This is a genomic window from Aquimarina sp. U1-2, from assembly GCF_017897595.1.
Lineage (GTDB): Bacteria > Bacteroidota > Bacteroidia > Flavobacteriales > Flavobacteriaceae > Aquimarina.
The window spans coordinates 339,447-354,823 of the sequence record NZ_JAGKIK010000002.1 but is presented as its reverse complement, the minus strand read 5'-3'; the positions used below and the strand labels follow the sequence as shown (position 1 = coordinate 354,823).

At 35.5% G+C, this 15,377-nt stretch carries 14 protein-coding genes; 7 read left to right on the top strand and 7 right to left on the bottom strand.

The window, feature by feature from the left end:
* Positions 1-256: 256 nt before the first annotated feature.
* Positions 257-1,666: an MATE family efflux transporter gene (locus J8281_RS04435; protein WP_210196383.1), complete on the bottom strand. Its 1,410-nt coding sequence runs from the start codon at positions 1,664-1,666 to the stop codon at positions 257-259.
* A gap of 576 nt (positions 1,667-2,242) precedes the next feature.
* On the opposite strand from J8281_RS04435, the gene J8281_RS04430 reads away from it, so the two are divergent.
* The 3 genes from J8281_RS04430 to J8281_RS04420 all read left to right on the top strand — a co-directional run bounded on the left by J8281_RS04430 (position 2,243) and on the right by J8281_RS04420 (position 4,299).
* Positions 2,243-2,593 (top strand): T9SS type A sorting domain-containing protein, encoded by a 351-nt coding sequence (locus J8281_RS04430; protein WP_210196382.1) that lies wholly within the window; start codon positions 2,243-2,245, stop codon positions 2,591-2,593.
* 101 nt (positions 2,594-2,694) lie between these two features.
* Positions 2,695-3,675, top strand: coding sequence for an acyl transferase (locus J8281_RS04425; RefSeq protein ID WP_210196381.1), 981 nt, complete (start codon positions 2,695-2,697; stop codon positions 3,673-3,675).
* Positions 3,676-3,852: 177 nt separating this feature from the next.
* The gene (locus tag J8281_RS04420) at positions 3,853-4,299 is read left to right on the top strand and encodes a YHS domain-containing (seleno)protein (protein WP_210196380.1); all 447 of its coding nucleotides are present in this window, start codon (positions 3,853-3,855) and stop codon (positions 4,297-4,299) included.
* A gap of 163 nt (positions 4,300-4,462) precedes the next feature.
* Here J8281_RS04420 and tyrS read toward each other — a convergent pair whose 3' ends face one another.
* Complete coding sequence (gene tyrS / locus J8281_RS04415) at positions 4,463-5,758, bottom strand: tyrosine--tRNA ligase (protein ID WP_210196379.1); 1,296 nt, start codon at positions 5,756-5,758, stop codon at positions 4,463-4,465.
* 112 nt (positions 5,759-5,870) lie between these two features.
* Here tyrS and J8281_RS04410 point away from each other — a divergent pair, with 112 nt between their 5' ends.
* Positions 5,871-6,878, top strand: a complete 1,008-nt coding sequence (locus J8281_RS04410) for an NAD-dependent epimerase/dehydratase family protein (RefSeq protein ID WP_210196378.1) — start codon at positions 5,871-5,873, stop codon at positions 6,876-6,878.
* Positions 6,879-6,936: 58 nt separating this feature from the next.
* Here the strand turns inward: J8281_RS04410 and J8281_RS04405 are convergent, their stop codons facing one another.
* The 3 genes from J8281_RS04405 to J8281_RS04395 form a co-directional block, all read right to left on the bottom strand.
* Positions 6,937-7,371 (bottom strand): DUF4296 domain-containing protein, encoded by a 435-nt coding sequence (locus tag J8281_RS04405; RefSeq protein WP_210196377.1) that lies wholly within the window; start codon positions 7,369-7,371, stop codon positions 6,937-6,939.
* Between the two features lie 81 nt (positions 7,372-7,452).
* Complete coding sequence (locus J8281_RS04400) at positions 7,453-8,799, bottom strand: dihydroorotase (RefSeq protein ID WP_210196376.1); 1,347 nt, start codon at positions 8,797-8,799, stop codon at positions 7,453-7,455.
* Positions 8,800-9,014: 215 nt separating this feature from the next.
* Complete coding sequence (locus J8281_RS04395; protein WP_210196375.1) at positions 9,015-9,758, bottom strand: polyprenol monophosphomannose synthase; 744 nt, start codon at positions 9,756-9,758, stop codon at positions 9,015-9,017.
* A 92-nt stretch (positions 9,759-9,850) separates the two neighbouring features.
* Between J8281_RS04395 and J8281_RS19930 the strand changes: the two genes are divergently transcribed.
* Together J8281_RS19930 and J8281_RS04385 are read left to right on the top strand one after the other, a co-directional pair.
* On the top strand, positions 9,851-10,507 hold the full coding sequence (locus J8281_RS19930; RefSeq protein ID WP_210196374.1) for a DUF4271 domain-containing protein: 657 nt from the start codon (positions 9,851-9,853) through the stop codon (positions 10,505-10,507).
* 26 nt (positions 10,508-10,533) lie between these two features.
* Complete coding sequence (locus J8281_RS04385; RefSeq protein WP_210196373.1) at positions 10,534-11,280, top strand: uroporphyrinogen-III synthase; 747 nt, start codon at positions 10,534-10,536, stop codon at positions 11,278-11,280.
* Positions 11,281-11,524: 244 nt separating this feature from the next.
* Here the strand turns inward: J8281_RS04385 and pckA are convergent, their stop codons facing one another.
* Both pckA and J8281_RS04375 read right to left on the bottom strand, forming a co-directional pair.
* Positions 11,525-13,138 carry a phosphoenolpyruvate carboxykinase (ATP) gene (gene pckA / locus J8281_RS04380; protein ID WP_210196372.1) on the bottom strand — a complete coding sequence of 538 codons (1,614 nt, stop codon included), beginning with the start codon at positions 13,136-13,138 and terminating at the stop codon, positions 11,525-11,527.
* 68 nt (positions 13,139-13,206) lie between these two features.
* Positions 13,207-13,605, bottom strand: coding sequence for a DUF423 domain-containing protein (locus J8281_RS04375; RefSeq protein ID WP_246848966.1), 399 nt, complete (start codon positions 13,603-13,605; stop codon positions 13,207-13,209).
* 128 nt (positions 13,606-13,733) lie between these two features.
* Here J8281_RS04375 and J8281_RS04370 point away from each other — a divergent pair, with 128 nt between their 5' ends.
* On the top strand, positions 13,734-15,104 hold the full coding sequence (locus tag J8281_RS04370; protein ID WP_210196371.1) for a saccharopine dehydrogenase family protein: 1,371 nt from the start codon (positions 13,734-13,736) through the stop codon (positions 15,102-15,104).
* Positions 15,105-15,377: the final 273 nt, after the last annotated feature.

Sequence of the window (15,377 nt, the reverse complement as noted above, 5' to 3'; positions counted from 1 at the left end):
ACCTGAAATACTTTACGTATTGTTATACACTTCTCCCGTTGTAAACGGAAGAGCTCTTAGCTAGTTTGTGGGAAATATAATACTTGTTATATCTTGCGAACTGCCATACGCTCCTCCCGTTATAGAGGGGTGCGCTTTTAGCAAGGTTGCACAGATTTAACATCTAATATAATTCACGCACTGCTATGAGCTCCTCCCTTTACAAAAGGGAGGTGGCCGCCCCATAGGCGGACGGAGGGTTCAGAAAACCCCATCATCACACCGCCACTTGCTTCCATTTTCCTTTTTTAAACCAAATAATTCCGATCACAGCAATAAGCAATTCGGCTAAAGTAATTGCTATTAATACCCCTATAGCACCCCAGTCTAGAATTATGGCTGCCCAATACGCAAAGGGCAATTGAAACATCCAAAAACAAAAGAAATTAATAATTGTTGGTGTTTTGGTATCACCAGCGCCATTAAACGATTGTATGATCACCATACCGTAGGCATAAAAAACATATCCTGTTGCAATCACACGCAAGCTTAGAGCCCCGTAGCTTATAACTAGTGCTTCACTACTAAAAATCGTAAGGATTACCTCTGCCAATAACAAATAAAATATCGATACGATCAACATAAAATAGGCATTGTATTTTCCGGTTTTCCAAACCGATTTTTCGGCTCGATCTGGCTTTTGAGCTCCCAAATTTTGCCCTACCAGTGTTGCTGCAGCATTACTCATCCCCCAGGATGGCATCAAGGTAAACATTAACACTCTTATGGCTATGGTATATCCAGCTAATACTTCGCTACCAAATTCTGCCATAATACGCATTAAAAATACCCAACTCGAAGTTCCTATAATAAATTGACCTATTCCGCCAAGGGAAACTTTAATCAGATTCAGCATAATTCCAGCTCGAAAAACAAGATCCTTGATGCCTATCTTAATTTTACTCCAACCATAAAAAAGTAGTACTAATTGAAAAATTACAGCACTACCCCTACCGATAGTGGTTGCAATTGCCGCCCCCTGTACTCCAAATGCCGGTACGGGCCCAAACCCGAAAATGAAGAGTGGATCCAAAACGATATTCAAAAGATTAGAAAATAGCAAAACTTTCATCGCTACCGCAGCATCTCCTGCACCTCTAAATATAGCATTAATCAAAAACAACAGCATAATCGTCACATTGCCCCCCAACAATACCTGGGTATATTGATAACCGTCTATAATCAAATCAGGGGCTGCTCCCATGAGTTTCAAAATTTCCTTCGGAAATAAGATCCCAACACCACTAATTATAGCTGCGATAGCAATACCTAAAAATATAGATTGTACTGCGGCACGAGAAGCACCTGGTATATCTTTCTCACCGGTTCTACGAGCTACTATAGCGGTAATACCCATGCTTAGACCAATAGCAACAGCATAGACCAGGGTAAGTACAGATTCTGTTAAACCAACTGTGGCAATGGCATTAGCCCCCAGACTAGATACAAAATATGCATCTACCAAAAAGAAAACAGATTCCATCATCATTTCTAGTACCATGGGTACAGAGAGCATAAAAATTGCACGTCGAACACTACCGGTGGTAAAATCCTGTTCCCTACCCGAAACTGCAATTTTGAAATAAGAAAATAATTGATGTATTGTGAGTGTATCTTGAGCCATCATGTAAAGAATTAAAAAATTAAAGAAAACAGAGAAGTAAATAAGCTACTATGTGGTGTAGCTATCCATTCTATTAAAAATCAGATGCACATTTGTGCTTTATTCTTTACAGCTTCATAATAGAACAAATATGCACTATTATTTTTTTATTTCAAAATTATAGATAGTAGACATTTTGTTTCTTTAGTATTCATCATGGGTAATAGTATGTAGCTAATTTTGTAGAAAATTAAACATAAATTTCAACTATAGTTGCATGAATATTAAATGACACAAATTTGACCTCACCATAAATACTAAAGCACGGGAGCGTTTCAGGGTCTCTATGTACATTGTACCAAAACGAACCACTACATTAGCATGACCAAAATTTGATTCTTTAGTGAATCATATTCATAGTACATTATATTAATTTAGCTATGAATGTAAACATGAAAAGATTCAAACTCAGTTATTGAGGGAAAACCGTAATTCTATTATAGAACATCCATTCAATCCATATTTAACAGTAACGTATAGAAAACTTTTTGAGTAATATTAATTTTAAATTGTATCTTTAACGTCCCAAAATAACTTTTTATGAGAAAAATCTACTTGCTATTTATATTCGTTGGACTCATATGCTTTTCCTTTACTACAGGAATTCAAGCTCAAATTAGTGCGTATACAAACACTAAAACAAAATCTCAAGAAGATATTGCAGGACTTCAGGTTTATCAAAGTCCGGCCACAAGAGACGTGCTTTATATTACTTCAGATTCACAACATACCAAGACAGTACGAATTTTTAATGTTTTAGGAAAACTGATGCTTTTTAAAGTTCTTATTGGCAAAGAACTCGACATTAGTACTTTTCCTCCTGGAGTTTATATCCTAAAAGTTACAGAAGACAAAACGCACCAAAAAACTTTAAAACTTATACTCGAATAGGTATAATCTACAAGATTTTAACGTTATTCCATCTTTTTTAGAAATGCTATTATCTGCGAACTCTTTTTTACCTTTGTTCTATTATTTTAGAATACATGTAGATGCTTTCTGAAACTATTTTTTCTATTCAAAACCATGCTCATTTTGAGCAACTTGCTCTCGAAGTTTTCAGGCATCAATATATTTATAATGCCACGTATCAAAGATTTTGCAATTTACTAGGGATCTCCAAAACTTCAGTAACTCATATTGATCATATTCCCTACTTGCCAATTGATCTTTTTAAGCATGAGCAAATTGTAAGCGGTCATTCCTCTATTTCAAAAATCTTTACCAGTAGTGGTACAACAGGGAACCTGACCAGCAAGCATTATGTACAAGATCTTGGTGTTTATGAAAAAAGCTTTAGAAAAGGGTTTCAACATTTCTACGGAAACATCAAAGACTATATTATACTGGCATTATTGCCTTCATATTTAGAAAGAGAAGGGTCGTCTTTGGTATACATGGTAGAAAAACTAATTGCAGACAATCAGCAACCCGAAAGCGGTTTTTATTTATATGATACCGAAAAATTGATTGCCGTTTTAAAAAACTGCATATCATCTAATAAAAAAGTACTTCTTTTAGGAGTTTCTTTTGCTTTACTTGATCTTGTAGAAAATTACTCTATAACGCCAAACAACAATATCGTGATTATGGAAACAGGTGGTATGAAGGGAAGAAGAAAAGAAATGATACGGGAAGAGCTTCATGATATTTTAAAGAGAGGTTTTAACGTTTCACAGATCCACAGTGAATACGGGATGACAGAGTTACTTTCTCAGGCGTACTCAAAGGGAGATGGTATTTTTTACTGTCCGCCGTGGATGAGCGTATCTATAAGAAATCCTGAAGACCCACGCACGTCGCTTGGATATGACAAAACCGGTGGGATTAATATTATTGACCTGGCAAATATTAATTCATGTTCTTTTATAGCTACTCAAGACTTAGGGAGAGTGTATCCAAACTATAGTTTTGAAATTTTAGGAAGATTTGATCATAGTGATATCAGAGGTTGTAATTTAATGGCTTTGTAACACTTTCAATAACGTCTCGTCCTTTATGGTGTATAGATGTTTTATCAGGAATATAAAACACACTTTGTTGATTTAAATATATTGAGACTGACTTATAATTCTTATAATTAAGTTAAAACTGTAAGGGCTTATTCTTCTTTACGACATAATAGACGTAATGCACTAAGGAAGAATACAATGAAGAAACAAATAATTATTATTTTCTGTTTGTTTGGTATGCTAATAAATGCTCAAAGCGTGGCATATAATACCAAGAAAAATTTTGTTGCTGAAGGGTATGATGTTACCGAATATTTCAACAACAAAGCAATTAAGGGAAATAGCAAATTTGTGGCAACTTATGATCAGGTAAATTATAAGTTTATATCCCAGGAAAACTTGAATACATTCAAGAAAAATCCTGAAAAGTATGTTCCACAGTATGGAGGGTATTGCGCATATGCAATCTCTGTGAATAACGAAAAAGTGGCTATTAATCCAAAAACCTTTGAGATTAGAGATCAAAAATTATATTTGTTTTATAACTCCTGGGGAGTGAACACTTTAGAAAAATGGAAAAATGAGAACCCCGAAAAGCTTAAAAATCAAGCTGATAAGAATTGGGGCAAATTAAAAATGAAGTGATTTAAAGTTTTTTGATGCTAGCGAAAAACAGTATAAATCCTTCTATATAAAGATAATACAGTTGCATCGAACTGTGTTGATGTTAAGTTTTTTCAATAATTGATTGGTTAGTTGGCAAAGCCTACTTAGAAGAAATTCTGGTAGGCTTTGTTTTTTATTAAATCTAAGTTACTCTAATAACAAAATAATTCTTTTTACCCCGTTGCAACAAAACAAATTGATCGTTAATCAGATCTTTTTCTGATACAACAAAACTGTCGTTTACCTTTTCTTTATTTACTGAAATAGAATTTTCTTTAAGTGCTCTTCGAGCTTCTCCGTTTGATTTTAAAAAACCGGTATGTTCTGAGAGAGCAGCGATAACACCCAGACCATTTAAAAGTATCTCTTTCGAAATTTCAGCTTGAGGTACCCCATCAAAAACATCAAGAAATGTGGCTTCATCTAAGTTTTTTAGATCTGCAGAGGTAGATTTTCCAAACAATATGTTCGATGCTTTTATTGCATTATCCAGATCTTCTTGCGAATGAACGATTACAGTAACCTCATCTGCCAATCTTTTTTGTAATATTCGAAGGTGGGCAGCCTGACTGTGTTCTAGTATCAATTGCTCAATATCTTTTTTACTTAGAAATGTAAAAATCTTGATATATTTTTCAGCATCTTCATCACTTGTATTTAACCAGTATTGATAGAATTTATAAGGTGAAGTTCTATTGGCATCTAACCAAACGTTACCTCCTTCAGATTTACCAAACTTTGAACCGTCTGATTTTGTAATTAAAGGGCAGGTAAGTGCATACCCTTTCCCGGCGGCAATCCTTCTTATCAGTTCTGTACCCGTGGTAATATTACCCCATTGATCGCTTCCACCCATCTGTAGCGTACAGTCATGACCCCTGTATAAATGAAGAAAGTCATATCCTTGTACCAATTGATAGGTAAATTCTGTAAACGACATTCCTTCTGATGATTCTGATGATATTCGGTTTTTAACCGAGTCTTTTGCCATCATATAATTAACCGTAATGTGTTTTCCTACATCTCTTATAAAATCAAGAAATGAAAAGTTCTTCATCCAGTCATAATTATTTACCAAAACAGCAGTATTAGGCGCATCGCCTTCAAAATCTAAAAATCTGGATAGTTGCGCTTTTATCGCCTCCTGATTGTGGCGTAATGTTTTTTCATCCAGAAGATTTCGTTCTGCAGATTTACCAGAGGGATCCCCTATCATACCCGTAGCACCACCCACAAGCGCAAAAGGTTTGTGACCCGCTCTTTGGTAATGTGCCAACAACATTATGGGCACCAAATTACCGATGTGCAACGAATCTGCCGTAGGATCGAAACCAACATAGGCCGATCGCATTTGTTCTAATAAATACGCCTCTGTACCGGGCATGGCATCATGTAACATCCCTCTCCAGCGTAATTCTTCTATAAAATTTTTGATCATTTCAGTAGATTTCCTTTGTGCAAGCGACAAAGATAAAAATATGGTTAATATTGAACTACCAATAGAAAAGAAATCCAAAATATACTTACATTCGTAACGAATAGTAGAGGATATGATATTAGTTACTGGAGCAACAGGGTTGGTAGGAACCCATTTGTTAGTAAAATTGATACAGCAAAAACAACATATACGTGCGTTGTATCGATCTGATGCTAAAAAAAAACAGGCTCGCAAAGTATTTTCTTATTATTTTAATGCTGAAGAAAGTACGCTATTTGATACGATCGATTGGGTAAAAGCTGATCTTGAAGATATCCCGACTTTAACAGAAGCTTTTGATCAAGTGGATTATGTATACCATTGTGCTGCATGGATCACTTTTAATCCTAGATATACCCAGAAAATTCGTAAAATTAATATAGAAGGCACCGCAAACATTGTAAATCTTTGTCTATTGCACGCTATAAAAAAATTATGCTATGTAAGCTCTATCGCTACTTTGGAGCATGATCTGATTCAACCCTGTATTGACGAAACCGCTGAGTGGAATCCTGAAACGCTAAAGTCGATATATGCTATTTCAAAATATGGTGCCGAAATGGAAGTATGGCGTGGCACACAAGAGGGTTTAAAAGCAGTGATTGTAAATCCAGGAATCATTATTGGTCCGGGTTTTTTTGATAACGGAAGTGGATATTTATTTCGCAAAATCAATAAAGGTTTGCGCTATTATACCCAAGGAATTACTGGCTATGTAGCCATAGAAGATGTTGTAGATATTATGCAACAATTGATGATTGGCAGTCATCATCAAGAAAGATATATTCTTGTAGGCGAAAATCTAAGCTATAAAAAAGTGTTCTCTATGATAGCCAAGGCATTAGATAAACCCTCGCCATCTCGAGAGGCTTCTTCATTTTTATTAAAAAGTGTATGGTACCTTCAATGGATTGGGTATTTACTTTTTGGTATCAAACGCTCTATTTTTAGATCTACTATACACAATGCAAAAACGATTTCGGTATATAATAATGAGAAAATTAAGAACGAATTAGCGTATACCTTTACTCCTATAGAAAAAGCTATACAAAAGACAGCTACGTATTTTTTAAATCAGTAAACTAGTTCGGCGACAAACCATAGCGTATTATCCCTTTTGGTGTCGCCGATGGGATTTTCTATTTTTTATTTTTCGTTCGTAGCGTTGTTTGTAAAGAATCTTTGGCTTTTTTTACAGAATCCTGCACTTTTTTTATAGAATCTTCTTCTTTTTTAATAGCTTCATACTTGGCTTTTGAAGCTTCCAGGTTTGATTTTACCTGGGTAAGAATATGTTCATACGCTTCTTGTTGATGCGTATACCAGGCATTATTTTGTGCAAAAACAGCACTGTCAATATGATGTTTTTGTAAAATGTAGGTTTCTGGATTGATGTGCTTTGTCTCTAATACTTTTCTGAATGAAGTTTTGGCAGCCTTTACAAAAGCAAGATCGCTCAGGATGGCTACCATTTTGTCTTCTCCCAACAATATCTCCGGTTTTTGAGGTTTATCCAGCGTTTGACAAGAAAATGCCACTATAAAAATTAGTAAGAATGTATATTTTTTCATCATTAAATTAATTGAGCTACAGATACAGCTAATATCATAAATTGTAAAGTTAACATGACGTCATATTCTAATCGAAGACCTGAATTAACGCGTAAAAGTTAATCGTTGTGCATGTTTAACATCATAAAATTTAAAATTCTTATATACCAAACCTCCATTAACAAATGTATGGGTAATTCTAGATTTGAAAGTTGTTCCTTCAAAGGGAGACCAACCACACTTATAAGCAATATTCTCTTTATTTACAGTCCATGGTGCGTTTAAATCTACCAATACCGCATCGGCATGATATCCTTCTTTGATATAGCCTCTTTTTTCGACTTGAAACAAAATAGCCGGATTGTGGCACATTTTTTCTACAATCTTCTCTAAGCTTATTTTACCTTGGTGATAAAACTCTAATACTGCAGGCAGTGCATGCTGTACCAGTGGGCCACCAGAAGGGGCTTTGGTATACACATTTTCTTTTTCTTCGATAGTATGTGGCGCATGGTCTGTGGCAATTACATCTAATCGGTCGTCTAACAATGCCTCAAATAACGCATCACGGTCTTTGGATGTTTTTACGGCAGGATTCCATTTAATCAATGTACCTTTTTCTTTATAGTCTTCGTCTGAAAACCATAAATGATGAATACAAACCTCTGCCGTAATCTTTTTTTCTTGTAAAGGAATTTTATTCGTAAATAAAGATAACTCTTTTGCTGTAGAAAGATGAAATACATGAAGTCTCGCCCCCGTTTTTTTTGCCAAAGCTACTGCGTTAGATGAAGAGATATAACACGCCTCTTCACTTCTAATTACCGGGTGAAGCGCTATCGGGATATCATCTCCATACTTTGCGGTATAGGTCGAAAGGTTATCCTTTATGGTGTCTTCATCTTCGCAATGCACAGAAATGACAAGATCTGTCGAAGAAAATATGTTCTCTAAGACATTGGGATCATCTACCAGCATGTTTCCCGTAGAAGAACCTAAAAACAGTTTAAGCCCGGCTACTTTTTTTGGATCTACCTTTAAAATTTCTTCTAAATTATCATTTGTCCCCCCAAACATAAATGAATAGTTGGCGTAGCTGGAGCTTGCTGCAATATCAAACTTTTCTTCGAGTTTGGCGATGGTCGTTGTTTGCGGCACCGTATTAGGCATTTCTATAAAAGATGTAATTCCACCAGCTATAGCAGCTCGAGATTCTGTCGCTATAGTAGCTTTGTGTGTTAATCCCGGTTCTCTAAAATGAACCTGATCATCGATCACTCCAGGTAATAAATATTGGCCTTCGGCGTCAAAAATTTGAACATTAGCATTTTTGGCGCTTATTTGCGGAGCAATTTCTTTAAAAAAACCATCCTCTATTAGTACATCTGCATTGATGACCGCTCCCTCATTAACAATATTTGCATTTTTTATTAGCACGCTATTCTTACTCATATTTCATACGTTTAAATCTTTTTAATTGTTTGGAAACGAAATAATTAAAAAATTGAGAACGTATGTAAGCACTACGCTCTCACATTAAAAATTTTAAACATTCCCTTTTGTGAAGTAATTTTTAAAATTTATTAATGCTCGTTTCATCTGTTTATTTTTATAGTTTTTCAACGGTCAGATGGAATCGCCATATCATCATATCGGTGGGTATCATCCTAATCGTCTTGGCTTATTTCATACTTCTTAAATAAGCTTTTAAATTTCATTTTAATGACTCCAAATATGGCTTCAGAGATAATTCCTTTACTCATTTTTGAAGTACCATTGGTGCGATCTGTAAACACTACAGGAATCTCTTCAATTTTAAATTTCAGCAGATAGGCCTTAAATTTCATTTCGATTTGAAAGGCATATCCAACAAACTTTATCTTGTTTAGATTTATCTTTTCAAGTACTTCTCTTTTATAACAGATAAATCCCGCAGTGGTGTCATGAATATCCATACCCGTTACCCATCTCACATATTTTGAGGCTAACCATGATAATAATACTCTGCTCATCGGCCAATTTACAACGTTTACACCGGTAACATACCGAGAGCCAATAGCAAGGTGAGCATTGCCTTTTGAGCAGGCATTGTACAAACGAATCAAATCATTAGGATTGTGCGAAAAATCAGCATCCATCTCAAAAATATACCTATATGATCGTTGTAAAGCCCATTTAAATCCTTGGATATAGGCTGTGCCTAACCCTAATTTTCCTGTTCGTTCTAGTAAAAAAAGACCGTCTGGATAATCTTGTTGTATTTCTTTCACTTTGTCACCAGTGCCATCTGGAGAACCATCATCCACAATAAGTATATGAAAGTCTCGTTGAAGCGAAAATACATTTTTGATAATACGCCCCACATTTTCAATTTCATTATAAGTAGGAATAATGACTAAGGCCTCTGCCATTTGGGTAAATTTTTCAGGCAAATATAATTAATCATCCCTATTTTTTTGTTTTTATATGAGAATAGATCGTAATTTTAACCCCTTATCAACCTATGGAGTATATCACAAGAGAAATAGCATCAACCAACTGGCATACGATCTTATTCTTGGTCTGCCTATTATTTTTGGCTATTGTCAAGGGTATGAATTCTATCAGATTTGCTGATTTTATAATGTTTCTTAACCATAAAAAGTACATTTTATCGTATCAAAAACCCAATAAACTTTCATCGCCGTTTAATGTCGTGTTGATGTTGTTACAAATCGTATCAATAGCGATGTTTTTGTATTTGTGTTTTGGTATTTTTGAATGGCAAGTTGTTCCTACCGAGATCACTCTCTATATTAAAATCAGTATCATTTATGCGGTACTAGTCCTTTGTAAATTGTTTATTGAAAAAATCGTTGCCACCATTTTTTCAATAGACGGCATTGTTGATGAATATCTATTTTACAAAATCTCATACCGCAATTTTTTAGGGGTGCTACTCATCCCCTTTAATATGTTATGTATTTATGCCCTATCGCCTTCAAAAAACTTGTTTTTATTACTACTAGTAGTATTGTTTATTTTGAATTGTATTGTCCTGGGGTCTTTTTACAAGAAAAATGAAAAAATCATTTTGAACCACTTTTTTTATTTTATTTTGTATCTTTGCGCACTTGAAATCGCACCCTATTTTATACTATTCAAGCTTATTAGTAATTAGAAGAGCCGTTTACAAAAAGAATATATATGAAAGTGAAAACAATTTTGGTTTCACAACCGGAGCCTAAAGTGGAAAATTCACCTTATTTTGATTTAGAAGAAAAGGAAAAAGTAAAGATTGACTTTATACCTTTTATTCATGTTGAAGGAGTTGATGCTAAAGAGGTAAGGTTACAAAAAGTAGATTTATCACAATACACTGCCATTATTCTTACTAGTCGTAATTCTGTAGATCATTTTTTTAGAATTGCAGAAGAAATGCGCTACAAAGTTCCTGATACGCTTAAATATTTTTGCCAGAGCGAAGCTGTTGCTTACTATCTTCAAAAGTATGTGGTTTACCGTAAAAGAAAGATTTATGTAGGAAAACGTACTTTTCAAGAACTTGTCCCATTAATTAAAAAGTATAAAAACGAGAAATTCTTATTACCCGCATCAGATAAATTGAAACCTGAAGTCCCAAAAGCACTAGATGAGCTAAAAGTTGAATGGAAACAAGGTGTGTTTTATAGAACGGTGGTTAGTGATTTGTCTGATCTTAGAGATGTCTTTTACGATATTTTGGTTTTCTTTAGTCCATCAGGCATACAATCATTATTTGAAAACTTCCCAGATTTCAAACAAAATAATACGAGAATTGCAGTTTTCGGTAATTCTACGGTAAAAGCTGCAGAAGAACACAATTTAATCGTAAATATACAAGCACCTACGCCAGAAACCCCTTCTATGACAATGGCGCTTCAGAAATATATCAAAGAAGTGAATAAAAAATAATCATATTTTATTTAAGCAATTTTAAAGTAGAACTGGTAGTGATGCTTTAACCCGGTTTAAAAATATAAAGAGCCTGTCTAAAAATATCTGGATAGGCTCTTTACATTGAACTACTCTGAGACCTAGTCATCTGCGTATCAGAATCAAGAAACTAGATAATTTCTCTGTTTTGGATCTAAAAGTCTTACTATCTGTTCGCTATATGCACGACAGAGTCTTGCAGAATGCTATTGATTAAATATTATCAAAAAGAATAACGTTGCGGACCTCCACGTCGAATTTCTTCATTGGCATAAGACTCAAATTTTTTAAAGTTCTCTCTAAAGGCATTCGTTAACTTAAATGCTGTTGTATAATATGCCTCGTCATCGTTCCAGGTTGCTCTCGGACTTAATACACTGTCTGGTACCCCAGGACATTTTCTAGGCTGGGCTACCCCAAACACAGAGTGAATATGATAATCATCATAAGAGTACAATCCTAAATCACCGTTAAGCACAGCCTGGATCATAGCTCGGGTATATTTCAATTTAATTCGGGTTCCTACACCATAAGGACCACCAGTCCACCCTGTATTGACCAACCATACATTTACACCGGTATCTTTCATTTTTTGAATCAACATTTCGGCATAGGCTGCAGGATGTAAAGGCATAAATGGCGCCCCAAAACAAGCCGAAAACGAAGGTTGAGGCTCTACAACACCAGCCTCGGTACCTGCTACTTTTGCCGTATAACCTGATATAAAATGGTACGCCGCCTGGCTGGGAGTCAATTTTGATATGGGTGGCATTACTCCAAAAGCATCTGCCGTTAAAAAGAAGATGTTTTTGGGGTTCTTACCGATCGAAGGTGTTTGAATATTCTCTATGTGGTGAATGGGATAACTTACCCGGGTATTTTGAGTTATCGAGGTATCGGCATAATCTACTTCTCCATCGTTGATGATCACATTTTCAAGTATAGCACCTTCTTTGATGGCTCCGTAGATTTCTGGTTCTTTTTCTTTAGAAAGATCGATAACCTTTGCATAACAACCTCCTTCAAAATTAAAAATCGTATTTTCTTTGGTCCAGCCATGCTCATCATCACCAATCAATTTACGATTGGGATCGGTAGACAAGGTAGTTTTACCTGTACCCGAAAGGCCAAAGAATATAGCAGTATCACCATCTTTGCCGATATTGGCAGAGCAGTGCATAGGGAAACAATCGCGTTGTACCGGAAGAATAAAGTTTAAAGCCGAAAAAATACCCTTTTTGATTTCACCGGTATAGCCTGTACCCCCAATAAGAGCAATTTTTCTATCAAAATTTAAGATGGCAAAATTATGTTGTCGCGTTCCGTCAATTTTTGGGTCTGCCATAAAACCGGGAGCGTTAATGACCGTCCATTCGGGGTCAAAATCTTTTAACTCTTCATTAGTTGGTCTCAAAAACATATTATATGCAAACATGTTCGACCAAGGATATTCATTAATCACTCGTATATTTAAGCGATATTCGGGATCTGCACACGCATAACTATCGCGTACAAAAATCTCTTTCCCAGATAAGTACGAAGTTACTTTGTCGTACAATGCATCAAATGCGTCAGGCTCAAAAGGAATATTAATATCTCCCCACCAAATTTTATCTTTGGTAATATGATCTTTGACAATAAATCGATCTTTAGGAGAACGCCCGGTAAATTCACCGGTGTTAACGGCTAGTGTTCCAGACTTTGTAAGTTGCCCCTGACCTTTTTGCATTACCTCTTCCTGCAATTCTTTAGGAGATAATTGGTAGCGCATTGTAGCATCTTTAATACCGTAATGCTTTAACGAAAACGTTTTCGTAGTTGGATACAGTGATTCCATAAAAATATATCGTGTTTGTTATATACGTGCAAAATTAGGAATAATAATCACACTACCTACCTAAATGACTACTTAATCTGTGCTGCATTGATAATTAAAAGAATCCATCCAAAAATTAACAACAAACCGCCCAATGGTGTAATAAAACCAATACTTGATAATGAAATTCCTAAAACTTCATCGATAACCAAAAGGTATATTGACCCAGAGAAAAGGATCATTCCGACTAAAAACAGAAAAAAAATACGCTTTTTTGCTGTAACTTTTAAAAGACTCATGTTACTCAAAAACAGACAAGTAATGGCATGATACATTTGATATCGCACTCCTGTGTTAAATGACGCTATACTTTTGGCATCGACCAACTTTTCTAAACCGTGAGCGCCAAAAGCACCAAGGAGTACGGAAATTAGCGCCATAACCGCTCCCGTAATCAACATCATTTTATTCGCTTTATGTTCTTTCATAGGCTGATTCAATATTTGCGTAAACTACCCTGGGATTAGCCTAAGAGGCATTCGTTAAAAACAATTTTTTGATTTCTTTTTCAGGTATTTCTTACATTCGTATCAAAGTTATCAAAATATTAGCACGTATGCGAAAGATTCTAGTTATTGGCGCAGGAAAATCTACTGCCGTTTTGATTAAATATTTTCAGGATAAAGCTTTGACTGAGCAGCTTCATATCACCATAGGAGATATTTCTTTGCGACATGCTGAAAATCTGGCTGGCAATCATTCAAACTCTTTGGCTATTCAAATTGATGTGTTTGATAAAACATCTCGTGAAAACGCTCTTAAAAACTCAGATATTGTAGTCTCTATGCTTCCGGCAAGATTTCATATTGAAGTTGCTAAAGATTGTCTGCGGTATGGCAAACACCTGGTAACTGCATCTTATGTAAGCTCAGAAATGCAAGAATTAGATGATCATGTTCGTCAAAAAGGATTACTATTTATGAACGAAATGGGTGTAGATCCCGGTATCGATCATATGAGTGCCATGAAAGTTATTGATAACATAAGAGATCAAGGAGGAAAAATAATTTTGTTTGAATCATTTACGGGGGGTTTGATAGCACCAGAAAGCGATACAAACTTATGGAATTATAAGTTTACATGGAACCCGCGTAATGTAGTGATCGCAGGTCAGGGAGGTGCTGCAAAGTTTCTCCAGGAAGGAACCTATAAATATATCCCTTATCATAAATTATTTAGAAGAACCGAGTTTTTAGAGGTAGACGGCTACGGGCGATTTGAAGCATATGCCAATCGAAACTCTCTTCAGTATCAAAGTATATATGGTTTAGACGATATTCTCACACTATATCGTGGAACCATTAGAAGAGTCGGGTTTTCTAAAGCATGGAATACTTTTGTTCAACTGGGTATGACCGCAGATGATTATATCCTATCGAATTCTGAAAATATGAGCTATCGTGATTTTACGAATTCCTTTCTGGCGTATAGCCCTACTGATTCTGTAGAACTGAAACTTCGTCATTATTTAAAAATAGATCAGGATGACATCATGTGGGATAAACTTCTTGAACTCGACATGTTTAATCCTGATAAAAAAGTTGGCATCCCTGATGCCACCCCTGCACAAATACTTCAAAAAATATTGATAGATAAATGGTCACTTAGCGATGGAGATAAAGATATGATCGTGATGTATCACAAATTTGGATACGAACTAGATGGTGTACGCAAACAAATAGATGCCACTATGGTGAGTACCGGAGAAGATCAAACCTATACCGCAATGGCCAAAACTGTTGGATTGCCTGTTGCTATGGCTACGCTACGAATTCTCAATCAGCAAATCACGTTAACTGGTGTTCAAATTCCTATTCAAAAAGAAGTGTACGATCCTATACTGAAAGAACTCGAAGCTTACGATATCAGATTTACCGAAATTGAACGCGAGTATATGGGCTATAATCCCGATGGGGTTAAAGGTTAAACCCGCTTTATACATTAGAAAATCCCCGCCTGCCTATTCAGACGATTAAGGCGGGCAAGTATTACGGGTTGAAATATAGTCTTAAACGACGCTTTTATGCAAGACGATATAGTAATACCGTATTTAACATATGCTCGAGTAGAACTCATCTTAACCTGTTTGCCGAGGGTTTGAGACCAAAATATCCTAATTTATAGCCAATAAATTTCAATTATACGTCTTTAATCGTAATTTTGATTATCTAGAAATATGCCAAAGATACTGTTCAATACG

Bases quoted from the DNA above. Each gene is read 5' to 3' on its own strand.
- J8281_RS04370 (WP_210196371.1), top strand. From the start codon at position 13,734: ATGCGAAAGATTCTAGTTATTGGCGCAGGAAAATCTACTGCCGTTTTG.
- J8281_RS04395 (WP_210196375.1), bottom strand. From the start codon at position 9,758: ATGGCAGAGGCCTTAGTCATTATTCCTACTTATAATGAAATTGAAAAT.
- J8281_RS04435 (WP_210196383.1), bottom strand. From the start codon at position 1,666: ATGATGGCTCAAGATACACTCACAATACATCAATTATTTTCTTATTTC.
- J8281_RS19930 (WP_210196374.1), top strand. From the start codon at position 9,851: ATGGAGTATATCACAAGAGAAATAGCATCAACCAACTGGCATACGATC.
- J8281_RS04405 (WP_210196377.1), bottom strand. From the start codon at position 7,371: ATGATGAAAAAATATACATTCTTACTAATTTTTATAGTGGCATTTTCT.
- J8281_RS04385 (WP_210196373.1), top strand. From the start codon at position 10,534: ATGAAAGTGAAAACAATTTTGGTTTCACAACCGGAGCCTAAAGTGGAA.
- J8281_RS04400 (WP_210196376.1), bottom strand. From the start codon at position 8,799: ATGAGTAAGAATAGCGTGCTAATAAAAAATGCAAATATTGTTAATGAG.
- J8281_RS04410 (WP_210196378.1), top strand. From the start codon at position 5,871: ATGATATTAGTTACTGGAGCAACAGGGTTGGTAGGAACCCATTTGTTA.
- tyrS (WP_210196379.1), bottom strand. From the start codon at position 5,758: ATGATCAAAAATTTTATAGAAGAATTACGCTGGAGAGGGATGTTACAT.
- J8281_RS04425 (WP_210196381.1), top strand. From the start codon at position 2,695: ATGCTTTCTGAAACTATTTTTTCTATTCAAAACCATGCTCATTTTGAG.
- J8281_RS04420 (WP_210196380.1), top strand. From the start codon at position 3,853: ATGAAGAAACAAATAATTATTATTTTCTGTTTGTTTGGTATGCTAATA.
- J8281_RS04430 (WP_210196382.1), top strand. From the start codon at position 2,243: ATGAGAAAAATCTACTTGCTATTTATATTCGTTGGACTCATATGCTTT.
- J8281_RS04375 (WP_246848966.1), bottom strand. From the start codon at position 13,605: ATGAAAGAACATAAAGCGAATAAAATGATGTTGATTACGGGAGCGGTT.
- pckA (WP_210196372.1), bottom strand. From the start codon at position 13,138: ATGGAATCACTGTATCCAACTACGAAAACGTTTTCGTTAAAGCATTAC.